We start from the raw sequence: 22,247 nt of genomic DNA on the forward strand, positions 1-22,247 counted from the left end.
CCTATATCCGGTTGTAATACCTGTATGAAAGTTTTAGTAACCGGGGCAACAGGTTTTATTGGCAGGCAGCTTAGCCTGGATTTGGCTATGCAGGGCTACGATGTTAAGGCCTTATGCCGCAATACCGATCATCCGTATTTGATAAAGCATAAAAACATTGAGCCGGTTACGGGCAATATCCTATACCGGCAAAGTTTGGGCAGGGCCATGCAGGGCTGCCAGCAGGTGTACCATACCGCGGCTATGGCCAAAATGTGGTGCCGCAACCCCGATGACTATCATGAAACCAATGTTGTAGGCACCCGTAATGTGCTTGAAGTTGCTGCCAATGCAGGTGTGCAAAAAATGGTTTATACATCTACCTGTGGTGTATGGGGCCCAACGGTTAAGCATCCCATGAGCGAAAATGATCCGCGGATTGCGGGTTTTCCTATTGCTTACGAGCGTACCAAATACCTGGCCGAGCTTGAGGTGCAGAATTTTATAAAACAAGGGATGCAAGTAGTTACGGTAAATCCTTCACGGGTTTATGGCGAGGGGCCGGTTACCGAAAGCAATACAGTTGGCAAAATGGTTTCGGCCTATATGCGCGGCAAATGGCGCTTTATTCCCGGCAGTGGTGAGCAGGTAGCTAACTATGCTTTTTTAAGTGATGTTGTTGATGGCCATATTGCAGCTATGGCTAAAGGCCAAAGCGGCGAACGCTACATTTTGGGCGGGGAGGATATCAGTTTTAACGATTTTTTCAATACGGTTTGCGAGGTATCCGGCAAGAAACACCGGCTGATCCACCTGCCGCTAAAGGCGATTGAATGTTATAGTTATGTCGAAAAACTTAAAACACAGCTTACTGGTTTACGCCCCTTCTTTTTGCCCGAATTTGCCGAGCGTTTAAAGTACGATCAGAAATATAGCAGTAACAAGGCCATAGTGCAACTTGGATACCGCATAACTCCTTTTGCCGAGGGGATGCATAAAACAATTAATTATCTTAAACAAGCCTGAACCATGATCACTCAAACTGCCATCATAACCGGCGCCAGCGAAGGCCTGGGCAAGTCATTTGCCATTGAACTGGCATCGCGTCATATAAATCTGGTATTGGTTTCATTGCCTGCATCCGGCTTGCCTGAATTGGCTTCCTTTATCCGCAAAAACTTTGAGGTTAAGGTGAATTATCTTGAAATTGATTTAACACTTGCAGAAAGTTACCCGGCAATTTTTAATTACCTTAGTGCTGAGCAAATTACAGCCCACCTGCTTATTAACAATGCCGGTTTGGGCAACTGGTCGTGGTTTGAGGATCTGAACATTGGTTTCTACAAAAAACAAATTGAACTGAACGTGATTACTCCTGTACTGCTTACACGCTTATTTCTGGCCCAGGCCGATACTGCTTGTACTTCATACATATTAAATGTGGGCAGTTTGGGCGGTTTGTTTGTGGTACCTAAAAAGCAGGTGTATGGCGCTACCAAATCATTTATCAGGTATTTTACCAAATGTTTACAGCTGGAGCTGCATGGCTCAAATGTTAAGATCAGCTTGCTTAGCCCTGGAGGTATTAATACCAAGCCCGAATTGCTGGTGATGAATAATAAGCTTAAAGGCATATCAAAGGCAACCATTATGGAGCCGGGACACGTAGCACGTATAGCGATAGATGGCCTGTTGAAAGGGAAAAAAGAAATTATCCCGGGTATGATAAACCGGGTACTTGTTTTATTAAACAGTTTGCTGCCCGCTGCTGTTAAGGAAATCATTATAAGGCAGCGGCTGGCCACCATTATTAAAAGCTGACGGCATGATCATTTCATTACTTACGTATAGGCATATTAAAAACCTCTGCAGCTTTTTTAAGCGTACGCGCAATAGCTTTAAGCTTATTAATAACGAGCGTATTGTTATTATCTCGGGCAGCATGCGCGGGTTGGTATTGTATTTTGACCGCGATGCCTGCGAGGTGAAAAATGGCGAAACCGATTTTATCAGTATCGACATTACCCGCGATTTTTCGGTTGATATGCTGATGCGGATCCTGGTTAATCATAATATCATAACTCCCGCCTTTGAGGGTTGATGCCCTTGCCGTTCCCGGACTAATCCATACATAAGCCGTAACATAAATGAACACCCAATTGTCCGTATCCGAACGATAGTGTTTTCTGATTGTGGTGTAAGTTGTTGACATATAGTTATTTGTGATATTGGCATTGTTTTGCATGCCACATAATAAGATAAAATGGATTTTTATGCTGAAGAACTATATCAAAACCGCCTGGCGTAACCTTGTTCGCAATAAATTTTATTCGGTGATCAATATTGCAGGTTTAACTGTGGGGCTTGCCATTGGCATCCTCATCCTGCTTTGGGTGCAGGACGAATTTAGTTTTGACAGCTTTCACAAAAATGCATCAAACATTTACCGGGTTGAACTTTTTGGCGGTACCGGTGCATCAAAGCAGATTTGGCAGGTTACGGTTGCCCCTATGGGGCCGCTGGCCAAACAGGAGCTGCCCGCTGTGCAAAATCAGGTTCGCTTAACCAATAACTGGTTTTTCTCGCTGTTTAAGTACCAGGATAAGGTTTTTAATGAGCAGGCTGTTGGCTTTGCAGATCCATCGTTGTTTACCGTTTTCGATTTCCCGCTAATTGAAGGAAGCAACCTAAAGCCTTTCACAAATGATAATTCGGTAGTGATCACCAGGAGTACAGCAAAAAGATATTTTGGAAATGAAGATGCTTTGGGAAAAGTTATTGTGGCGGATAACAAAGAGAATTTCACGGTATCGGGTGTGATTAATGATTTTCCGCTTAACTCAAGCATTAATTATGATATGATCATGCCTATGAGCTATCATGTCAAATACATGTTCACCAACTATAAAGATGACCTGAACCATGATTTTGGCAATTACTCATACGAAACCTATTTACAGTTAAAACCCGGTACCTCGTTAAAACAACTATCTGCAGATTTGAATAAGGTTCACTTAAAACGGAAGCCTGAAGATACGGATGCCGATTACCTCCTGCTGCCTGCCACCAAAATGCATCTATACAATGCCGATGGTACCGACAGGGGCATCAGCACAGTACGGATTTTTATCGTTATAGCTTTGGTAATACTGGTTATAGCCTGTATCAACTACGTTAACCTTTCAACTGCACGGGCTATGCTGAGAGCAAAGGAAATCAGCATGCGTAAAATCATCGGCGCAGCCAAAACACAATTGTTTATGCAGTTTGTGGTTGAAACCGCCTTGTTGTTCATGGTTTCGGCGGTTTTAGCAGTGCTGGTAATTTATAATGTAATGCCGGTTTTTAACGCAATTGCAGGTAAGCAATTGGTGTTTAATCTTTCCGATTATCATATTTGGTTTGTTATCGCCGGAACCATAGCCGCTACACTTGTGCTTTCCAGTATTTATCCGGCCTTGCTGCTATCGTCTTTTGAGCCATTAAAGGCGCTTAAGGGCAAAATATCAAACAGCATTGGTGATGTCCTTTTCCGCAAGATATTAGTTGTGGTACAATTCACCTTCTCGGTAGTGTTGATTATCGGTACCATTGTTATCACCGGTCAGCTCAATTATATCCGGTCGAAAAATTTGGGATATGATAAAAGCCATGTGTTTGGTCTTTGGATGCGGGATATGAAAGGCCATTATGATGCCGTAAAAGCGGAGCTGTTGAAACAACCAGGCGTTGAAGCTGTAACCCGGTCTACGGGTAATATTGTCAACAATGGAGGTATTTCTGGCGATACCGATTGGGATGGAAAGGCTACCGGACAAACATTTATTGTACATCCACAGGGTATCGATAAAGATTTTATCTCCTTCTTTAAAATAAAAATGGCGGCAGGGCGTGGCTTTGAAGGTTCGGTGAGTGATTCGGCTCATTATATCCTGAACGAGGCTGCAATCAAGGAATTAGGAATGAAAGACCCGATAGGCAAACGTTTCAGGCTTCGTAAAACTGAAGGGATTATCATCGGTGTTGTAAAAGATTTCCACTTTGCCAGTATGCGCGAAAAAATTGGCCCGATGGTGTTTTTTTATGCACCGGATACATATGCTTCCTTATATGTAAAAACAACCGGCGAGGGTGCTCCCAAAGCTATAGCAGCTGTCGAAAAGCAATTTAAGCAATACAATGGTCAGTTTCCGTTCAGCTATACTTTTTTGGATGAGATTTTTAACAAACTTTACCAGGGCGAACAGCGTGAAGGAACTTTATTTAACTATTTTGCCGGGATAGCGATTTTTATCTCTTGCCTTGGCCTGCTTGGCTTGGCGGCCTTTACCGCCCAGGTGCGCACCCGCGAAATAGGTGTGCGCAAAGTTTTAGGCGCAACGGTAGGCAGCGTGGTTACCCTGTTGGCTAAAGATTTTATTAAGCTTGTGCTGATAGCCATTGTTATTGCCTTCCCGATAGCATGGCTGGCCATGAATCACTGGCTTGACGCTTTCGCGTATCGCATAGGTATAAATTGGACAACCTTTGCATTAGCAGCCGTGATAGCCATTTTAATAGCCTTTATTACTATCAGCGTCCAATCCATTAAAGCTGCGCTTGCTAACCCGGTTGATAGTTTAAGGCGGGAATAGTTTTTAGGTATAAACAGTAGAGACGCATCACATGCGTCTCCCGCATGCAGGTTTTGCATTTTGATTGCTGGCCTGTCCTATGTAGAGACGCATGTGATGCGTCTCTACATTTAATAAAAACTTAAAACAACTCCACCAACCGCTCCAAAGCCATTCCTCTTGATCCTTTGATCAGTATAGTTGAATTGCTTATTGGCTGTGTTTTTAAAGCTACGATGGCATCTTCGGCAGTTTCATAAAATGTTGCTGCACCCTGGCTTCCGGCTTCTGATTTTTGACTTAAAAAATCTTTGCCAATAAAGATCCGCTCGTCAACCGGTGTATCCATCGCCTTTTTAATTACTGCGGCATGTTCAACTGCGGCTTCGAGGCCCATCTCAAACATATCGCCCAAAATGAGCACTTTCCTTTTCGCTTCAATTTTGCCCACGTTCTCGATAGCTACAAACATGCTGCTTGGGTTAGCATTGTAGTAGTCGCAAATGAGGGTATTGGTAGCCGTTTGCACAATTTGCGAGCGGTTATTTTTAGGTTGATAACCCTCAATGCCGGCATTAATTTCATTGGCCGGTAAACCGAGATGGGTACCAATGCAAATAGCCACTAAAATATTGGGCAGATTATAGGTGCCGGTTAGCTGGGTTTTAACTTTATAACTGTCGCCGGTTTTATTATTGGTCCACTCCAAAGTCAGGAGCGGAGAGTTTTCCAACAGTTCGCCACTGATAAGGTTATCAATAGTATCGGTACCATAATAAACAACATGGCTAAGATGACGGGCATTTGCCATCTCCATTAAAACAGCATCATCACTATTAACAAAAACAACGCCATCTGTTTTGCTAACTCCCCCTTTAGGGGGCTGGGGGGCAAAATAATCATACAATTCTCCCTTACCCTTCTTCACACCCTCAACTCCACCAAAGCCTTCCAAATGAGCTTTCCCCACATTGGTAATTAAACCATGTGAAGGTTGAGCGATGCTGCAAAGTAGTTCGATCTCTTTTTGATGGTTGGCTCCCATTTCAATAACTGCCACTTCATGACTTGCATCAATGGTTAATATGGTAAGCGGTACGCCAATATGGTTATTTAAGTTACCCTGGGTAGCCTGGGTTTTAAAATGCTGGGACAGCACGGCATTGATCAGCTCCTTAGTGGTGGTTTTGCCATTTGTACCAGTAAGGCCAACAACCGGAATAGCAAGCTGACGGCGATGGTGGCGTGCCAGGTCCTGCAAAGTTGTTAACACATCCTCAACCAATAAATACTGTTCGCCTAATTGGTAATCGGGATTATCGATCACTGCGTAGGCGGCACCGGCCTCCACTGCTTTTTGAGCGAATGTGTTGGCATCAAACTTATCGCCCTTAAGCGCGAAAAACAGGCTGCCAGGAATGATCTTCCGGGTGTCGGTGCTGATAACGGGATGTTTGAGATATATATCGTATAGTTGGGTTGTGGTAGTCATGTGTGTTTATAGTGGCAATTGTAAATCAAAGGTACTAATCAAAAATTATCTTGCGCTCGTTTGTAACGAGTGCTTAACGTGGCGCTGCGATTGTATCGCCAGATTTGCGTTTAAAACGCAAACCCATTTTAAACGCTCGTTGCAAACGAGCGCAAGGTATTATACAAAAATTATTCCTACCTCTTCATCCAGTCTATCACTGCCCTGATCTCGCCGTAGCTGTAATCCTCGCCTAAAATCTCTTTTATGGGCGATAGCCTTTCAGCACCGTAGCTTTCGACAGCATCAGCAATAGCAGCTATTTTTTTCTGCGGAACAATTTCGGTAATATCCAGATCGCCGTTTTGTACATAATAACTCAGGTGTGTTTCTATGGTAGATGTAGTGAAACCGCGTTCAGCAGCTATTTCCACAATCGTTTTTCCGGAACGATATAGATTAAACGTTTCGGCTTTGGTATCACTGTTTCGCGAAGAAGTTTTGACTTGCCCTGTCGATTTCGTCTTACGCTCGCGCTTAGGCGATTTCTGTTTTATTTTTGAACCGAGGCTTTTCTCTGCACAATATTCCTTAACAGGTTGCAATAACTCGCGGCCATAGCGGGCCAGCTTGATGTCGCCGAAGCCAGATATCAATCGTAGTTCGTCCAAACTTTGCGGCAGGTAGGTGGCCATCTCCTGCAATGTGGCATCAGATACGATAACATATGCCGGCACATTTTCATTCTCGGCAATACCACGCCTAACCTCTCTTAAGCGGTTAAACAACGGAACTTCATGCGGTAAACTTTCTTCGTGATGAACCTCTTCTACCTTTTCTATTTCAATAAACTCAATCTTCTGCCCGCCTTTTAAAACATCGGCGCTTAACGCGGTAAGTTTTAATACAGGATATTCATCGCCTGCGGTCTGCAGGTAGCCCATGGTTACCAGTTCACGGAGGTGGTGCTGCCAGTCGGCCTTGCTGATATCGGCGCCAATGCCGTAGGTTTTAAGCTGTTTATGCTCTTCGCGGATCTTGTCGCTTTTTGATCCGCGTAAAAAATCGATCACATAGTTTGCCCCGAAACGTTCATTTAACCGGGCAACTGCAGAGAGCGCCTTTTGGGCTATCAACGTACCATCAAAGCGTTTGTACTCGGTGAGGCAAACATCGCATGAGCCGCATTTGGCCGGAAATTCCTCGTCGAAATATTTCATGAGGTATTGCCGCCGGCAAGAAAGCAGCTGGCAATACTTTACCATATCATTGAGCTTGTTGAGCATGATCCGGCTTTGCTGCTCGTTACCTTCAACCTTTGCAAAGCCCTGCAGCTTCATCGCGTCGCCCGGCGAGTAAAGCAATAAAGCTTCAGAAGGCAGGCCATCGCGTCCTGCCCTGCCGGTTTCCTGGTAATAGCCCTCGATGTTTTTAGGCAGATCGACATGCACCACATAGCGCACGTTTGATTTGTTGATACCCATACCAAAGGCAATGGTGGCTACAATGATTTTCACATCATCGCGCAAAAAGGCCTCCTGGTTGCGGGCTTTTATTTCATTGCTTAATCCGGCATGATAGGCCTCCGCAGCAAAACCTTCATCCTTTAAATCTTCGGCCAAAGCTTCGGTAGATTTTCGGGACAGGCAATAAATAATACCCGACTCATCTTTATGCTCATTTAAAAAAGCGGTTAGCTGTTTAAAGCTGTTCTTTTTCGGCGTTACGCGGTAAGTAATATTTGCTCTATTAAATGAGGATACAAATATGGCCGGCGATTTTAGGTTTAGTTTTTCAAGTATATCCTTCTGTGTAAGCTTATCGGCCGTAGCTGTAAGTGCGATAACCGGCACCGACGGAAATTCTTCTTTAAGCCCGGCAAGCATCAGGTATTCGGGCCTGAAATCATGCCCCCATGATGAGATACAATGTGCTTCATCGATAGCTATCTGAGCTACTTTCAGTGTTTTTAAAAAGGGGATCAGCTTGTTGTCTTTATTTTCCTTGCTTTCGGCACTGAACAAGCGCTCTGGCGCAAGGTAAAGCAGTTTGATCTCGTTGTTCCGAAGCCGGTTAACCAGGATCCGCGTTTCCTCGGGATTTAATGACGAATTGAGGAAAGCTGCCGGGATGCCATTTACATTAAGACTATCTACCTGGTCTTTCATCAACGCGATAAGCGGTGATATTACTATGGTAAGGCCATCTAACAATACAGCAGGCAGTTGGTAACATAATGATTTGCCGCCGCCGGTAGGCATCAGCGCCATTACATCCTGCCCTTTCAGTATATTTTGAATGATTGCTTCCTGCTCATGCCGGAAAGCGCTATAACCAAAATATTTTTGCAGGGCCTGAATAGGTGTCATGTTTGTTGATATGCTTTCAAATGTGCAGATATGCAAATGTGCAGATTTCAGAAAGATTTCAGATGTGCAAATTTAATATGTACATATTTTTTATGCGAAAGCGGCATATAATCGCATTTTCCTCATTTGCATATCTGCACATCTAAAATTTGCACATTCAAACAATCTGCACATCTGAAATTTGCACATCTGCCAATATTTTGTGCATATTAGCTTATCTCTTTTCTCCCAAACATTATTATATAATATATGATAAAAAGACATTTACTTTTCTTTGTATTTATGGGTTTCTTTTGTTCGGCATTCGCGCAAAAGATCCAGTCGCCACAGGAGTTTCTGGGCTATAAGCTGGGAGAGCATTTTACCCCGCATTACCGTATTGTCGAATATTTTAAATATGTGGCATCGGCCTCAAAAAATGTAAAGCTGCAGCAGTTCGGCACTACCAACGAGGGCAGGCCTTTATTGGCCATGTTCATCGCATCCGACGAGAATATCGGTCGCCTGGAAGAGATCCGTCACAATAACCTTAAACTGGCCGGTGTTGAAAGCGGCGGCGGCAGCACATCTATGCCGGTTGTTACCTGGCTGAGCTATAACGTACATGGTAACGAGCCGGCATCAAGCGAAGCCTCCATGTGGACTTTGTTCGACCTGGTTGACCCCGCAAACACAGCTACCAAAGCCTGGCTTAAAAATATGGTGGTAGTTATCGACCCATGTCTAAACCCCGATGGGCGCGATCGTTATGTAAACTTTTATAATTCGGTGGTGGGCTCAGCACCTGATGCTAACCCAACTTCGCGCGAGCACGTTGAGCCATGGCCGGGCGGCAGGGTTAACCACTTTTACTTTGACCTTAACCGCGACTGGGCATGGCAACAGCAAAAAGAAACCCAGGCCCGGGTAGGTTTATACAATCAATGGTTGCCACAGGTGCATGTTGATTATCATGAACAGGGTTATAACGCGCCTTATTATTTTGCTCCCGCTGCCGAGCCATACCATAAGGATATTACCCAATGGCAGCGCCAGTTCCAGGTTACAATTGGAAAAAACAACGCCAAGTATTTTGATCAGAATGGCTGGATGTATTTTACCAAATATGAGTTCGACCTGTTGTACCCTTCTTATGGTGATACTTATCCTTTATATAACGGTTCTATCGGCATGACCTATGAACAGGGTGGTATCAGCGCGGGTTTGGCCGTGGTTACACGTGCCGGTGATACCCTTACTCTGGTGCAGCGGGTTGCGCATCACCACTCAACAAGCTTGAGCACATTGGAGATAGCCTCGCTAAACACACAAAAACTTTTGGACGAGTACAAAAAGTTTTTTGATAACAACCGCAACAATCCTCCGGGCGAGTACAAGACCTATGTTTTTAAAAACGACAACAATAATAAAATAAATGCGCTGGCAAAAATGTTGGAGCGTAATGGTATCCAGTATGGGTTTGGTTTAGCCAATAAAACGGTAACAGGCTTTAACTATATCACACAAAAAACGGAGCAATATAATGTTGGCACGAATGACCTGGTAATTAATGCCTATCAGCCTAAAGCCGTGTTGCTGCATGTGCTGCTGGAACCTAAAACAGTTATCCCGGATTCGGCTACCTATGATATCACCGCATGGTCGCTACCCTATGCCTATGGGTTGAAAGCTTATGGAGTAAAAGAATCATTTAAACCGGCTAATGCAAAATGGAATGTGGCTGAACCGGGCCCATTAACCAATACGCATGCTTATGCCTATGTATCGGCATGGCAGTCAGTTAATGATGTGAAATTTTTAGCTGCCTTGTTAAAAAAGAAAATCAAAGTACGCTATGCCGAGAAACCTTTTGAAGTAGGCGGCAAGCAATTTACAGCCGGATCGTTGATTGTAACCCGTGCAGGAAATGACAATGCCGATTTTGATCAGATCGTAACCCAAACTGCGGCCTCACTTAACCAGGAGATCACTGCTATTTCAACAGGTTTTGTTGATAAAGGATCAGATTTTGGGTCGGATGCTGTCAGGGCTATCCGTCAGCCAAAGGTGTTGCTGGTGGCCGGTGATGGAGTTAACTCGGAGGCCATGGGCGAGGTTTGGCATTTGTTTGAGGCGCAGATAGGATACCCTATTACTTTGATCCGTTACCAGGACCTCGGTCGCACAAAACTTGGGGAGTTTGATGTGGCTATTTTTCCTGATGGCCGCTATGACGATTTTCCTTCAGAGAAACTTCAAAACTGGGTACGTGATGGTGGTAAGCTTATCGCTATGGAAAATGCAGTATCGTTACTGGTTGATAAAAAAGGTATCCTGCTCAAACGTAAGGAAGAGAAAAAGGACGATAAAGAAAAAGAGAAGGAAAAGGATAAACCGGTTAAATTATATGGCGACCGCGAACGCACGGCTATCAGCTCATCTATTCCCGGGGCGATTTATAAGTTAAAGCTTGACAATACCCACCCGCTTGGCTTCGGTTTGCCGGACTATTATTATTCGTTAAAGCTGAATGATGATATTTATGAACTGTTTAGCGATGATGACGGCTGGAATGTAGGCACCATAAAAAAAGATGGCTATGTATCGGGCTTTGTGGGATACGAATCAAAAAAGAAGATCAACAATGGTCTTCTTCTCGGTGTACAACCGATGGGCCGTGGCTCAATAGTTTATATGGTTGATGACCCACTGTTCCGCAGTTTCTGGGAAAACGGAAAGCTGTTATTCAGTAACGCCGTGTTTATGGTGGGGCAGTAGTGCCCCCCAGCCCCCTAAAGGGGGAGCAGCTACATCTATTTGATAATTAAAAGGCAGGTTCCCGTTTTGGGAACCTGCCTTTTGTATTTTAAGAATATGTTAATCAAAAAACTCCCCCTTTAGGGGGCCGGGGGGCTAATTATTCCCTTTTACCCTGCCTTTTTCGTCGTCGGCTCCAGAGCGGTGTTCGCGCATTTTGATGGAGTTGTTGCCAAAGTTGTAGGTGAAAGTAAGGCGCATTACGCGGGTATCATTCTTTTGTTTAATATCAAAGTTGTTGTTGATCACGTGGCTGCTCAGATCATTGCGGCGGATGTTGAAGATATCATCGCATGAAGCTTTAACATTGAATTTTTTATTCATGAATGATTTGCTCAGGCCCATATCTATTGAGTAACGTGGCCTGATCTTGTAGATGCCGTAGGTTAAGGAAGACTGATAATCGCCCATTACCTCAAAGCGGAAGCCTGCATATTTGAATGTTTGGGTTGTACGTCCCTGAAAAGCCCATTGTCCATCACTGAATTTTGAACCTGCCAGTGTATCTGATTTAAAGCCCAGGTAAAACGCTGTTGCGTTAACATTGCCTTCCCACCATTTGGTGATGGTGAAAGGAGTGTTTACATTGATGTTGTACCCTGTTTGGGTTTGCAGGTTATCATTTGTTTGGAAGGTTTTATTGCCTTCTGATAGTATCAGTTCGGTAATAGCATCAGATGTGCGACTATAACCAAGGCTCACATTAACCGTTTTATTATAAGTATAATTAAGCTCAAAGTTTTGTGTGTATTGCGCTTTCAGGAAGGCATTACCCTTTGAAAAGGTATAAGGATCAAGATAATATACAAACGGATTTAAGTCATCATACCCCGGACGGTCGATACGACGGCTGTATGAAAAACTCATTTCATGTTTGTCGCTTAAGGTTTGATTAACAAATACGCTCGGGAAAAAGTTCAGATAGCTTCTTTTAACCGGTGTAAAACCAATTAAATTTCCTGTCGACCGGGTTTGCTCGGCACGTAAACCTATTTGTACCGATGTTTTCTTGAATTGCTTGTTAAGGTTAATATACGCAGCGCTTATTTTTTCATTATAAATGAACCGGTTGGTACGTGTGGTATCATTTAAATAAGCCATGGTAACGCTATCCTGCTTTTGTGCGCGAAGGTCATTATCAGTTTTAACACTGCTGAATTTCGCACCGGCTTCCAGTTTTATGGTTTTGGTAAGGGGTTTGGCATAATCAACTTTGCCTGTATATATGGTAATGTTTGATGGTGTTTGGTTGCTTAAGTTCAGCGGAAAATGCTGCTGACTTCCATCCTCTTTAAAATAGTTGGTATAATAAAACGCGTTGGAGTTATTTTTAAACTTGGAGTAATCAAGGTCAAAACTGATTTCCTGACCGCTGGTATCTATCTTAATTTTATCATTAAGGTTAAGTGCAAAGTTTTTATACGTTTGTTTAATTACCGATGTGGTATGTAATGAAGAATCGGCAGCACCAAATTGCTTGCCTATAATGGTTTTAGTATCGTTATTATCGGTTCCGGAATTTGAATAGCCGCTTACCACAAAGCCGATGGTGTGTTTTGGCGTAAGGTCATAATCGGCACCCAGGCGGTAGTTGTTGTAATGGTTGCTGCCCGGCATTAATGATCTTTGGTTAAAATAAGTTTTATTGCCCAGGCTATCGGTAACTACACGGTTTAAGCGCAGATCATGCCCGCGTTTGTTATCGCCCCTGCTTAACGAGGTAAATACATTAAGATTACCCTGTTTGTGATTAAGGTTTAGGCTGCTGTTATCGCGCCAGTACTGGCCTTTTGCACCGCCTACTGTTATGCTGCCGTTTGTGCCCGATTGTGTATTCTTTTTTAGTTTGATGTTGATGATCCCCGAGTTACCGGCCGCATCATATTTAGCAGATGGATTGGTAATGATCTCGATAGATTTAATGGTGTTGCCATCAGTTGAGCGCAATAAAGTGGCCAATTGAGCAGCGGTAAGGTATGTTAGTTTATCGTTGATCATTACGGTTACACCTTGTTTACCTTTCAGGCTGATGTTATCATCCTTATCTACGGTAACGCCGGGGGCTCGCTCCAAAATCTCCATGGCGGTATTGCCGGCTGCAAGTACGCTGTTTTCAACGTTCATTACGGTACGATCAATCTTGCGCTCAATTAAAGGTTTGGTGGCGGTAATGGTAACAGCCTTTAATTCGGTACTGCCGGTACGCAGGTTTAATGCAGGCGCTGTAACCTGCGATGCATTAGCCGGTACGGTAAAACTTTTACTTACCGCTTTCTGATAGCCAACAACGGTTGCTTTAATTAAGTAATTGCCGGCTTTGATATTGGTAAAAACGTAAACCCCGGCATCGTTGCTGAGTGCGCCCTTAACTACGGTTGAATCGGATGCACGCAGGAGGCTTACTGTTGCATAGTCAAGCGGTTTGCCTTGATCATTGAGCAGGGCGCCGGATACCTTTGTGGCAGGCGCCGCCTGCTGGGCAAAGGATACACTGCAACTGATAGCAACAAGCAGCAGTGTATAAAATATGTTCTGTATGATAGTTTTCATTTTTGGTGTTGTTTTTGAAAGTAAGGGCAATACAATGCCATGAAAAGAATTGCTTCTTTTTTAAAATTTGTAAACAAGTTTTTGTTAGTTCCCGGCGTGTTTTGCCGATTTTAGGGGCTAGTAATTATGAGATATAGGCGATTGTTTTCATAGTGTTCATGTTTTTTAATTTAAATTTTGGCAAAACAATCCCACCTGACCCGGAGGTCATTTTTTTGACTTTATTAAATTTATATTGCCGGATTACCCGGAAATGGTAATTGTGTTGCTTTTTACATTAAGATGCAAAAACAGGGGTGTTGGTTACAGATTATTTTCACTTTTTAATGCAGGCATTAAATTTTTTGCCATATCCTTAATAATTCTAAAGGTAATTGGCATGTCATTTTCACAAACAAGGTTTGACGAATGGTGGGCTATCCGGTTGTTTACAAGCGATTTGCCTTGTTGTTGCAACAGGAAGTAAAAAGGAATAATAAGCCCGCTAAAAATTAGCAGGCTTATATATTTAAATATTGTTTTCATAGGATAATGTTTTATCGTGCTTGTACTGTCGAAGTATCGGGACTTGCCGATGTTGTATCCTGTTGTTGGAGTGCTTTCAGACTATCGGCTTTTAATTTGGCAGCCTTTATAGGATCAACTTTGCATTCCAATCCGTTTGCGGTCATGATATAAGTGGCCGTGGTAATGCCGTCGCCTTCGCTTTTGCACTCATATATATTAAAGTTGATGTTGCGGTCGAGTTTCTGGTCGATGATGATTTTTGCATTCAGCGGAACTTTCAGGGTTAGGTGCAGCTCCTGTCCGCGCCATAAAAAGCCTTTTGGCATTTCCAGGTGACGGTCAAAATTCAATACCGAATCTTTTTGCTCAAAACGATAAGATGAACTGCGCGCGTTGATCAGAGCTTCCTCCAGATTGGTACCTCTGGCGCTGAAAGTTTCGATCAGTACCGGCTGCGGCACGTCGCTTTTTTCAATATCGATGTTAACACTACGGTTTGGCATGTCATCACCATTAAAGTCGTCATCTAAAATGATCATGCCTTTAAAGCGTTCATTTATTCTGAGGCGGGTGCTGTCTTCATTGCTTAAATACTTGGTGTCATTCAACTGCAGGTAATAGGTATTATTAGCAGTTGGCTTAATCTTAATGGTTTGGGTAAACTTACCACCCTCGCGGAAGCTGGCAGCAGTTTTTACACCATAATATGAAACTGCGCCTAACGAGGCTAACCAGATACATAACAAAACAGTACCAATGGAACGGTTAAAAGAAACCTTTTTAAACAAAAAGCCGATGGTTGTCAATATAATGGCCAACAAAGGTATCGACAGCACTAAAAAGGCGCTTAACATAAAAATGCCGTTAGCCTGGTGGTTAGTGATATTGAAAGGGAACAAATTATAGATGCCCATGTTACCTGCGGTAAACAACGCCACAAGCGAAACAATGAGCGCTATGGTCATGCCAAGACAGGCTAACAAAATAGCAGCAGCTACTACTTTACCAAGAAAACTGCCGGTGCCCTTTAAGAAAGCAGCCAGGTGTTCAATAATATCGCTGATAAGATCACGCACCTGGTAAATGAAAGGTTTGGCCTCATGCTTAAAGTTTTGAAGGTTTTCGCGTACGGTGCTTAGTTCCTCTTCAAAATTCCTTTTAAAGCCTTTCAGGTTTTGTTTTTCGCCTTTCATGGCCATTCGGTCGGCACGGGTAACGGCCTTTGGCACAACCATCCATAATATAATATATATAACAAGGCCCATAGCGGCAAAAGGAACCATGATAGCAAAGGCTAATCGTACCCAGGCCGGGTTAATGTCAAAATAATTGGCGATACCGGCGCATACACCGCTAATGAGGTGATCATCCGGATCGCGGAAAAGCCTGCGGCGTTCGGTATTATATTCAAATGGATTACCGCCGGAGGTTTTACCGTCAGATTCGGCGGTTTCAAAATCCTGTACACTGCCCATTTGCCCGGTAACTTCCTGTACGTCGGCCTCAACAATAACTTGTTTGGCATCACGCGCCAGGATTTCGTTAAACATTTCGGCAATGCGGTTTTCAATGTCGGTTGTGATTTCCAGGCTATCGGCCGAAGTAGAAAAGTGACGCTTTACATCCGTCATATAGTTCTTCAGCACTTCGTAGGCATCTTCTTCGATATGAAAAACCATGCCGTTTATATTTATGATAATTGTTTTGTTCATGATTGTTTGAGTTGTAGGTTTTTCTATTTTCTGTCACCGATAGCTGTTTGAACAGCAAATACCAGTTCCTGCCAGGTTTTATCCAATTGTTCAAGTACCGCGCGGCCCTCGTCCGAGAGTACGTAATACTTTCGGGGCGGCCCGGAAATCGACTCCACCCAGTTGTACGTGAGCAGGCCGTTATTTTTTAAGCGGGTTAAAAGAGGATACAGAGTACCCTCAACTACAAGCAGTTGGGCTTTCTTAAGTTCAGCAATTATGTCTGATGCATATGTTTCGCCCTTTGCTATGATGGAGAGAATGCAATACTCCAGTATGCCTTTCCTCATTTGGGTTTGGGTGTTTTCGACGATCATAATACAAAGATATATGTTTTAGATTGTATTATGCAATACATAGTACTATAATTATTATTGTTTTAGCTAAAACTTGGTTTTTTGAAAAAAAAATGACGTTTTAAAAGAAATTACTTGACTTTTTGATAACGTAACATTACTTTTATGATTAATTAACTATTAACTGATCTTATTATTAACGAAATGAAAAAACTTCTACTCGTAAGTTTGTGCTTACTTGTGTTGTCTATGACGCAAGTATTCGCGCAAAATCGTACAGTTACTGGTACAGTTACGGCCAAGGATGACGGCCTACCCATCCCAGGGGTAACAGTAAAAGTAAAGGGTTCAACAATCGGAACCCAAACTAACGCAGCCGGTAAATTTTCTCTCAGCATTCCGGAAAATTCAACACTTGTTTTCTCGTTCATCAGCTACGAAACACAGGAAATTGCTTCTGCTCAAAGGATCACTTTCAATGTGGTTATGGTTAGCGCCAGCAAACAACTTGGTGAAGTTGTTGTACAGGGTGCCCTTGGTGTTAAGAAACAAGCAAGAGCTGTTGGTTATGCATCAACAAACGTTGATTCAAAACTTTTAACCGAGGCTAAAGTTACCAACGCTGCAAACGGCTTAACCGGTAAAATTGCAGGTTTGCAGGTTAACACTGTAAACAACGGCGTTAACCCTGATACCCGTATCGTTTTACGTGGTAACAGAAGTATCAACGGTAACAACCAGGCGCTGATTGTTGTTGACGGTACCCCGGTATCAAACAACTTCCTTAACCAGATTAACCCTAATGATATTGATAATATCACGGTATTGAAAGGTGCCGGTGCATCAGCTATCTATGGTTCTGAAGGTTCAAACGGTGTGGTTTTGGTTACTACTAAACGTGGTGCCGGTGTTCCAACTGTTACTTACAGCAACACTACTCAGGCCGAAAACTTCTCTTACTTCCCTAAATTGCAAAGGCAGTTTGGTGGCGGTGCAGGTGAGATCATCGACCCTTTAACCGGTGCTTATGGTTATGTACCATACGAAAACCAGTCTTTCGGTCCGATGTTTGATGGTTCAATTGTACCATTGGGCGCTCCACGTTCAGACGGTAGTACTCCTATGGTTAAGTACTCATCAACCGGTAAAGACCCTCGTTTAGCTGTGTTCAACACCGGTTTAACCGAGCAAAACGATATCTCTTACCAATACGGTGATGATAAAGGTACTTTCTTCTTTTCTGCACAGGATGTTTATACCAAAGGTGTAGTTCCAAATGACAGGAACCGCAGGGATGGTATCACTGTAGCAGGTTCAAGAAACTACGGTATCTTTAAAACTGATTACCGCGTTCAGTATACTCAAACAAACACCAGCACTTCCGGTCCTGACTTTTTCCAGGGTCGTGGTTTTTACTGGAACGTGTTAAACCAGCAAGCTAACGCTCCATTAACTGATTACAAAGACATCAACAGTAAATATGGTAGCGTTGACGGTTTCTACAATGCTTACTATCCTAACCCATACTGGCAAACAGTAAACTCTCGCCAGGTAACCCGCAAAGACGCCCTTATCGGTAACGCTACAATCACTGTAGCTCCGGTTAAATGGTTTGATGCTTCGTACAAGGTGTCTGCTTCATACGGTTGGCAACAATACAGGGCAACCAACGCACAAGTTGATTTTAGCCCTTACGCTATTGCCGATACTTACACCGATGCTGACGGTAACACTTACCACACCAGCAACATTGCTTCACAGCTTAAATTTAAACCAGGCAGTGTTTATGATATTGATGTATTTGGCGACGGCAGCGGTAACGGTTACTCACGTTTGCAAGGCGACCTGTTGTTAAACTTCAAACATAAGTTTGGTGACTTTAACGCTAACTTATTATTAGGTAACTCTATTTATACCAAGAAACTTAAGTTTGTTCAAAACGGTGCTACCAATTTGTTGTTAAAAGATTTTTACAACTTAGCTTACCGTACCGGCGATGTTAACGCAAGCACTGGTTACCTTGAGCAAAATCTTGTTGGTTTCTTCGGCGACTTAAACTTTAGCTATAAAGACTGGGCGTTTTTAGAGGTTACCGGTCGTAATGATAAAACTTCATTGTTAGCTAAACAAAACAGGTCATTCTTCTACCCTTCTGCTAAATTATCAGTAGTACTTACCGATGCGATCCCTGCATTAAAGAAAATCAATTTCTTATCATACTTAAAAGTAAGGGGAAGCTACAGTAAGGTAGGTCAGGTAGATGTTAATCCTTATGCACTACAAAACGTATTTGCCAGCGCTGCCGGTTACCCATACGGAAGTGTTGCTTCGGTAGCATTAAGCTCTAACTTAAACAACCCTAACCTTAAACCTGAGTTATCATACGAGCAGGAATACGGTTTGGAATTAGGTTTATTTGACAACCGTATCTACATTAACTCAAGCTACTATAACACCCACACTAAAAACCAAACTTTTGGTGTAGCTATTTCTCCGGCTTCAGGTTATTCAACCGCTGTTCAAAATGCCGGTGAGCTGCAAAACAAAGGTTGGGAATTTGAGGTAAAGGCATCTCCGGTTGTAAAAGCAGGTGGTTTCTCTTGGGACTTAGGTGCTAACTTTGCTATCTACAACTCAAAAGTACTTTCATTATTGCCAGGTGTTCAGTCATTCAATATTCCGTTTGCAAGCGGTGCGGCAAGTACAAGTTACGCTGTTGTAGGCAAGCCTTATCCAATGATCATGGGTACCGATGTTTATCGCGATCCGCAAGGTCACGTTATTGTTGACGCTGTAAGCGGTTTGCCTTCACTAAACCCTACTAACCAACAATTAGGAAACGCTGCACCTAAATATATCTTAGGTTTCAATACAGCTTTCAGGTACAAATTTGTAACCTTATCAGCTGTTGCAGAATACCGTGGTGGTTACAGCATCTACAACGCTGTGGGCAGGGCCTTAAACTTTACAGGTACATCTGCTATTTCAGCATCTGCAGGCCGTCAGCCATTCGTATATCCTAATTCAGTTATCCAAACAGGTCCTAACACTTACGCTCAAAATACCAACGTTTCTGTTAATGATGGTAACGCCGGATTCTGGACTAATTCAGCTTATTACACTTCAACTGCTGCTTACGTAAGTAGTGCTGCTTTCTGGAAATTAAGGGAAGTTGCCTTAAACTTTGATCTTTACCAATTTATTAAAGGTCAAAAATATATTAAAGGCTTAACATTTGGTTTAGTAGGTCGTAACCTGTTAATGTTCAGGCCTAAGAGCAACCCTTGGACAGATCCTGAGTATAGCGTGGATAACTCAAACGCTGTTGGTGTAACAACAGAAGATCAAACTCCGCCAACAAGGATCTACGGAGCTAACCTTACTGTTAAATTTTAAAATTGTATAAGACCATGAAAAAATATATCATATATTCTTTAATGCTGATTGCCGGTGCAATTAGCGGTTGCAAGAAGAATTTTTACGATTTGACTAACCCGAATCAGCCAACTTCTGCATCTGCCGCGCTGGTATTACCGAGTGCGCTAAGTACTTCGGCGGCGCTTGTAAACGGTAGTTATACCGTGTACGGCTACTGGATGGGATATCTATCTCCTGCTGCGGGTTATGCTCCAAGCCAGTCGTTGTTAACTTACAACTTCACAACATCTGATTACCAGGTTTGGACAGGTTATTACTTAAACCTTGCCAACTACGATTATATTTTGAAACAAACCGCCGGTGATAAAACACAGGTTTACTTCAATTCAATTGCACAGATCATGACCGCTTACGGTTTTGAAGGTTTGGTTGATAACTATAACAACGTACCTTACACCAAAGCTTTCCAGGGATCGGCTAATTTGTTGCCAACTTATGATAAAGGGCCAGATATTTATGCCGACTTGATCAAGAGGCTTGATGGTGCTATTGCTGCTATTAATGGTGCTGATACCAAAGTAGCGGTTAGCCCTTCATCTGCGGATATCGTATTTGCAGGTAACATGACTAAATGGAAACAATTTGCCAATACATTGAAATTACGCCTGATCTTAAGGCAATCAAATACAGGCAATTTTGCTACTGTCGCGGGTGGTGTTTCAACTACCGCTGCTGAAGGCTATCTTACTGCTGATGCAGGTGCCAACCCAGGCTACCAGAATATCGATGGTAAGCAAAACCCTTTCTGGAATGTGTACGGGTATAGCCAATCTGGTGCAACAAAAAGCCCGGCTACAACAGGTGGTGCTTATGCCGTTGGTTTATTTAAGAGCAATAGCGATCCACGTGGCCCTATCTTTTATCAGCCGGTAAATGGTGATATTATCGGTAACCAGTTTGGTGCAGCTGTGCCGGTCACTGCAAGTAATTTTGGAACCAACGTTATTTCAGGCGGTTCATTTGTAAGTGGTTCTGGCTTGCTGAAAAGCCCTTACATGGACGCTGTATTGTTTTCTGCTGCGGAGTCATACTTCCTGCAAGCCGAAGCAAAATTCAGAAATCTGGCTACTTCAGGTACAGCAACAGCCGAAGCATTGTATAACTCAGGTATTAAAGCTTCTTTTGAAAGTGCTTATATATCTTATAGCGGAACAAACAAAACCACTAACAATTCAGCTGCTGACGCTGACGCGACCACCTATTATTCACAACAGAAAAATAACGTGAACTACGGCGCTTCAACTGATAAATTACAAGCTATTATTACTCAAAAATATTTGGCGATAACAGGTTATAACATGTTGGAGGCATATAATGAGTACAGAAGGACTGGCTTCCCTAACCCTCCGGCGTCAATAGCCAACGGCGCTTTGGGTGGTGGTAAATTGCCGACCCGTATATTTTATCCGAACTCCGAATATCAGCAAAACGCTGCTAACGTAGGTGCTGAAGGAACAATCAACCAGTTTACATCAAAAATTTTCTGGGCTAAGTAATAAAACATTAAAAAGATAGAAAGATGAAAATTAAATACATAACCAAAGGCTTAGCATTATTGATGCTGACCGTGTTTTTCAGCTCGTGCCTGAAGGACAGCAGATATGTTGATTTTGGTGCATCGGGTACAATTGTTGAATTTCCGCTGGGTGGCCAGATTAATTTCGGCCCGGATGCTATAACTGAAGCACCGGACGAATCTGATGGCAGCACTATCGTTAGGCAATTTGCTGTAAACGTTGCTTCACCGGCAATACCAACAAAGGAGACTAAAATAACCCTGGCGGTTGATAATAGCCTCGTTGCTGCTTATAACAAAACACAAACTGCAGTATCTTATGAAACGTTTCCTACTGACGCGTTTAAATTTACCAATACCAGCGTAACTATTCCTGCGGGTCAAAGGGTAGCTATAGTTTCGGTTACTTTTTATAAGGCAAAGCTTGATCCTTCAAAAAGCTATATGCTACCTATTAAAATAGCTGATGCTGGTGGTTTGAATATCAGTGCTAATAAAGGTGTTCATTATTATCACTTTATTGGTAACGACTTTGCTGGTCTTTATAAACACCAGTTTACAAGGACGCCTGCGGCCGGAAACTTCACTTATGCAGATGGTGAAACTTCTACCTTCCTTCCGGATTCACCAACTCAATTTGAAGTAGCTGGCGGATATTATACTGGAGATATCAGATATGTGGTTAGCTTCACTAAAACTGGTACCGGTGCAAGTGCTACTTACTCTCATTTTGAATTGTCTATCAACTCTGATGACGTTACAAGGATTGGAAATGCTGGTATTACTGTTACTGCAGCTCCAAAAATTGTTGGATATGTAGAGAAAGAGTATACGTTTGCAGAAGCATTAGCATTATTTGATACCAACGGGATAGTTTATAGTGTTCTCGGCGGTTCTGGTGCAAGAACAAATCTTGATCAATACAAGAAATAATATAAAAGATCATTTCGGAAAGGGGCGC

General features: G+C 42.9%; 14 protein-coding genes. 8 read left to right on the plus strand and 6 right to left on the minus strand.

Annotated elements, in window-relative coordinates:
* The first annotated feature begins 24 nt into the window (after positions 1-24).
* The 4 genes from DUL71_RS26865 (at position 25) to DUL71_RS26880 (ending at position 4,613) form a co-directional block, all read left to right on the plus strand.
* Positions 25-1,005, plus strand: a complete 981-nt coding sequence (locus DUL71_RS26865) for an NAD-dependent epimerase/dehydratase family protein (RefSeq protein ID WP_114940930.1) — start codon at positions 25-27, stop codon at positions 1,003-1,005.
* A gap of 3 nt (positions 1,006-1,008) precedes the next feature.
* On the plus strand, positions 1,009-1,800 hold the full coding sequence (locus DUL71_RS26870) for an SDR family NAD(P)-dependent oxidoreductase (RefSeq protein WP_114940931.1): 792 nt from the start codon (positions 1,009-1,011) through the stop codon (positions 1,798-1,800).
* Positions 1,801-1,804: 4 nt separating this feature from the next.
* A complete protein-coding gene (locus tag DUL71_RS26875; RefSeq protein WP_112571363.1) occupies positions 1,805-2,080 on the plus strand; it encodes a hypothetical protein in 276 nt (91 codons plus the stop codon).
* 172 nt (positions 2,081-2,252) lie between these two features.
* Positions 2,253-4,613 (plus strand): ABC transporter permease, encoded by a 2,361-nt coding sequence (locus DUL71_RS26880; protein ID WP_114940992.1) that lies wholly within the window; start codon positions 2,253-2,255, stop codon positions 4,611-4,613.
* 121 nt (positions 4,614-4,734) lie between these two features.
* On the opposite strand, the gene DUL71_RS26885 is transcribed toward DUL71_RS26880, so the two are convergent.
* On the minus strand, positions 4,735-6,084 hold the full coding sequence (locus tag DUL71_RS26885; protein ID WP_114940932.1) for a UDP-N-acetylmuramoyl-tripeptide--D-alanyl-D-alanine ligase: 1,350 nt from the start codon (positions 6,082-6,084) through the stop codon (positions 4,735-4,737).
* A gap of 176 nt (positions 6,085-6,260) precedes the next feature.
* Positions 6,261-8,432 (minus strand): DNA helicase RecQ, encoded by a 2,172-nt coding sequence (gene recQ, locus DUL71_RS26890; RefSeq protein WP_114940933.1) that lies wholly within the window; start codon positions 8,430-8,432, stop codon positions 6,261-6,263.
* A 249-nt stretch (positions 8,433-8,681) separates the two neighbouring features.
* On the opposite strand from recQ, the gene DUL71_RS26895 reads away from it, so the two are divergent.
* Positions 8,682-11,189: a M14 metallopeptidase family protein gene (locus DUL71_RS26895; RefSeq protein ID WP_114940934.1), complete on the plus strand. Its 2,508-nt coding sequence runs from the start codon at positions 8,682-8,684 to the stop codon at positions 11,187-11,189.
* Positions 11,190-11,324: 135 nt separating this feature from the next.
* On the opposite strand, the gene DUL71_RS26900 is transcribed toward DUL71_RS26895, so the two are convergent.
* The 4 genes from DUL71_RS26900 to DUL71_RS26915 all read right to left on the minus strand — a co-directional run bounded on the left by DUL71_RS26900 (position 11,325) and on the right by DUL71_RS26915 (position 16,353).
* Positions 11,325-13,778, minus strand: a complete 2,454-nt coding sequence (locus DUL71_RS26900; RefSeq protein WP_114940935.1) for an outer membrane beta-barrel family protein — start codon at positions 13,776-13,778, stop codon at positions 11,325-11,327.
* Between the two features lie 303 nt (positions 13,779-14,081).
* Positions 14,082-14,303 (minus strand): hypothetical protein, encoded by a 222-nt coding sequence (locus tag DUL71_RS26905; protein ID WP_112571353.1) that lies wholly within the window; start codon positions 14,301-14,303, stop codon positions 14,082-14,084.
* An 11-nt stretch (positions 14,304-14,314) separates the two neighbouring features.
* Entirely contained in the window at positions 14,315-15,997 is a 1,683-nt protein-coding gene (locus tag DUL71_RS26910; protein ID WP_114940936.1) for a PspC domain-containing protein, read from the minus strand.
* 23 nt (positions 15,998-16,020) lie between these two features.
* Positions 16,021-16,353, minus strand: a complete 333-nt coding sequence (locus DUL71_RS26915; protein WP_090532189.1) for a PadR family transcriptional regulator — start codon at positions 16,351-16,353, stop codon at positions 16,021-16,023.
* A gap of 228 nt (positions 16,354-16,581) precedes the next feature.
* Here DUL71_RS26915 and DUL71_RS26920 point away from each other — a divergent pair, with 228 nt between their 5' ends.
* Genes DUL71_RS26920 through DUL71_RS26930 form a run of 3 tightly spaced genes read left to right on the plus strand, consistent with a single transcriptional unit; the run spans position 16,582 to position 22,219 of the window.
* On the plus strand, positions 16,582-19,728 hold the full coding sequence (locus tag DUL71_RS26920; protein WP_161964518.1) for a SusC/RagA family TonB-linked outer membrane protein: 3,147 nt from the start codon (positions 16,582-16,584) through the stop codon (positions 19,726-19,728).
* Between the two features lie 14 nt (positions 19,729-19,742).
* Positions 19,743-21,266, plus strand: coding sequence for a SusD/RagB family nutrient-binding outer membrane lipoprotein (locus DUL71_RS26925; protein WP_114940938.1), 1,524 nt, complete (start codon positions 19,743-19,745; stop codon positions 21,264-21,266).
* 23 nt (positions 21,267-21,289) lie between these two features.
* A complete protein-coding gene (locus tag DUL71_RS26930; RefSeq protein WP_114940939.1) occupies positions 21,290-22,219 on the plus strand; it encodes a DUF1735 domain-containing protein in 930 nt (309 codons plus the stop codon).
* Positions 22,220-22,247: the final 28 nt, after the last annotated feature.

Origin of the sequence: Mucilaginibacter endophyticus (assembly GCF_003351025.1) — a bacterium.
Taxonomy (GTDB): Bacteria; Bacteroidota; Bacteroidia; order Sphingobacteriales; family Sphingobacteriaceae; genus Mucilaginibacter; species Mucilaginibacter endophyticus.

Excerpts from the sequence above, each read along its gene's own strand:
- DUL71_RS26865 (WP_114940930.1), top strand. The coding sequence starts at position 25 with ATGAAAGTTTTAGTAACCGGGGCAACAGGTTTTATTGGCAGGCAGCTT.
- DUL71_RS26870 (WP_114940931.1), top strand. The coding sequence starts at position 1,009 with ATGATCACTCAAACTGCCATCATAACCGGCGCCAGCGAAGGCCTGGGC.
- DUL71_RS26875 (WP_112571363.1), top strand. The coding sequence starts at position 1,805 with ATGATCATTTCATTACTTACGTATAGGCATATTAAAAACCTCTGCAGC.
- DUL71_RS26880 (WP_114940992.1), top strand. The coding sequence starts at position 2,253 with ATGCTGAAGAACTATATCAAAACCGCCTGGCGTAACCTTGTTCGCAAT.
- DUL71_RS26885 (WP_114940932.1), bottom strand. The coding sequence starts at position 6,084 with ATGACTACCACAACCCAACTATACGATATATATCTCAAACATCCCGTT.
- recQ (WP_114940933.1), bottom strand. The coding sequence starts at position 8,432 with ATGACACCTATTCAGGCCCTGCAAAAATATTTTGGTTATAGCGCTTTC.
- DUL71_RS26895 (WP_114940934.1), top strand. The coding sequence starts at position 8,682 with ATGATAAAAAGACATTTACTTTTCTTTGTATTTATGGGTTTCTTTTGT.
- DUL71_RS26900 (WP_114940935.1), bottom strand. The coding sequence starts at position 13,778 with ATGAAAACTATCATACAGAACATATTTTATACACTGCTGCTTGTTGCT.
- DUL71_RS26905 (WP_112571353.1), bottom strand. The coding sequence starts at position 14,303 with ATGAAAACAATATTTAAATATATAAGCCTGCTAATTTTTAGCGGGCTT.
- DUL71_RS26910 (WP_114940936.1), bottom strand. The coding sequence starts at position 15,997 with ATGAACAAAACAATTATCATAAATATAAACGGCATGGTTTTTCATATC.
- DUL71_RS26915 (WP_090532189.1), bottom strand. The coding sequence starts at position 16,353 with ATGATCGTCGAAAACACCCAAACCCAAATGAGGAAAGGCATACTGGAG.
- DUL71_RS26920 (WP_161964518.1), top strand. The coding sequence starts at position 16,582 with ATGACGCAAGTATTCGCGCAAAATCGTACAGTTACTGGTACAGTTACG.
- DUL71_RS26925 (WP_114940938.1), top strand. The coding sequence starts at position 19,743 with ATGAAAAAATATATCATATATTCTTTAATGCTGATTGCCGGTGCAATT.
- DUL71_RS26930 (WP_114940939.1), top strand. The coding sequence starts at position 21,290 with ATGAAAATTAAATACATAACCAAAGGCTTAGCATTATTGATGCTGACC.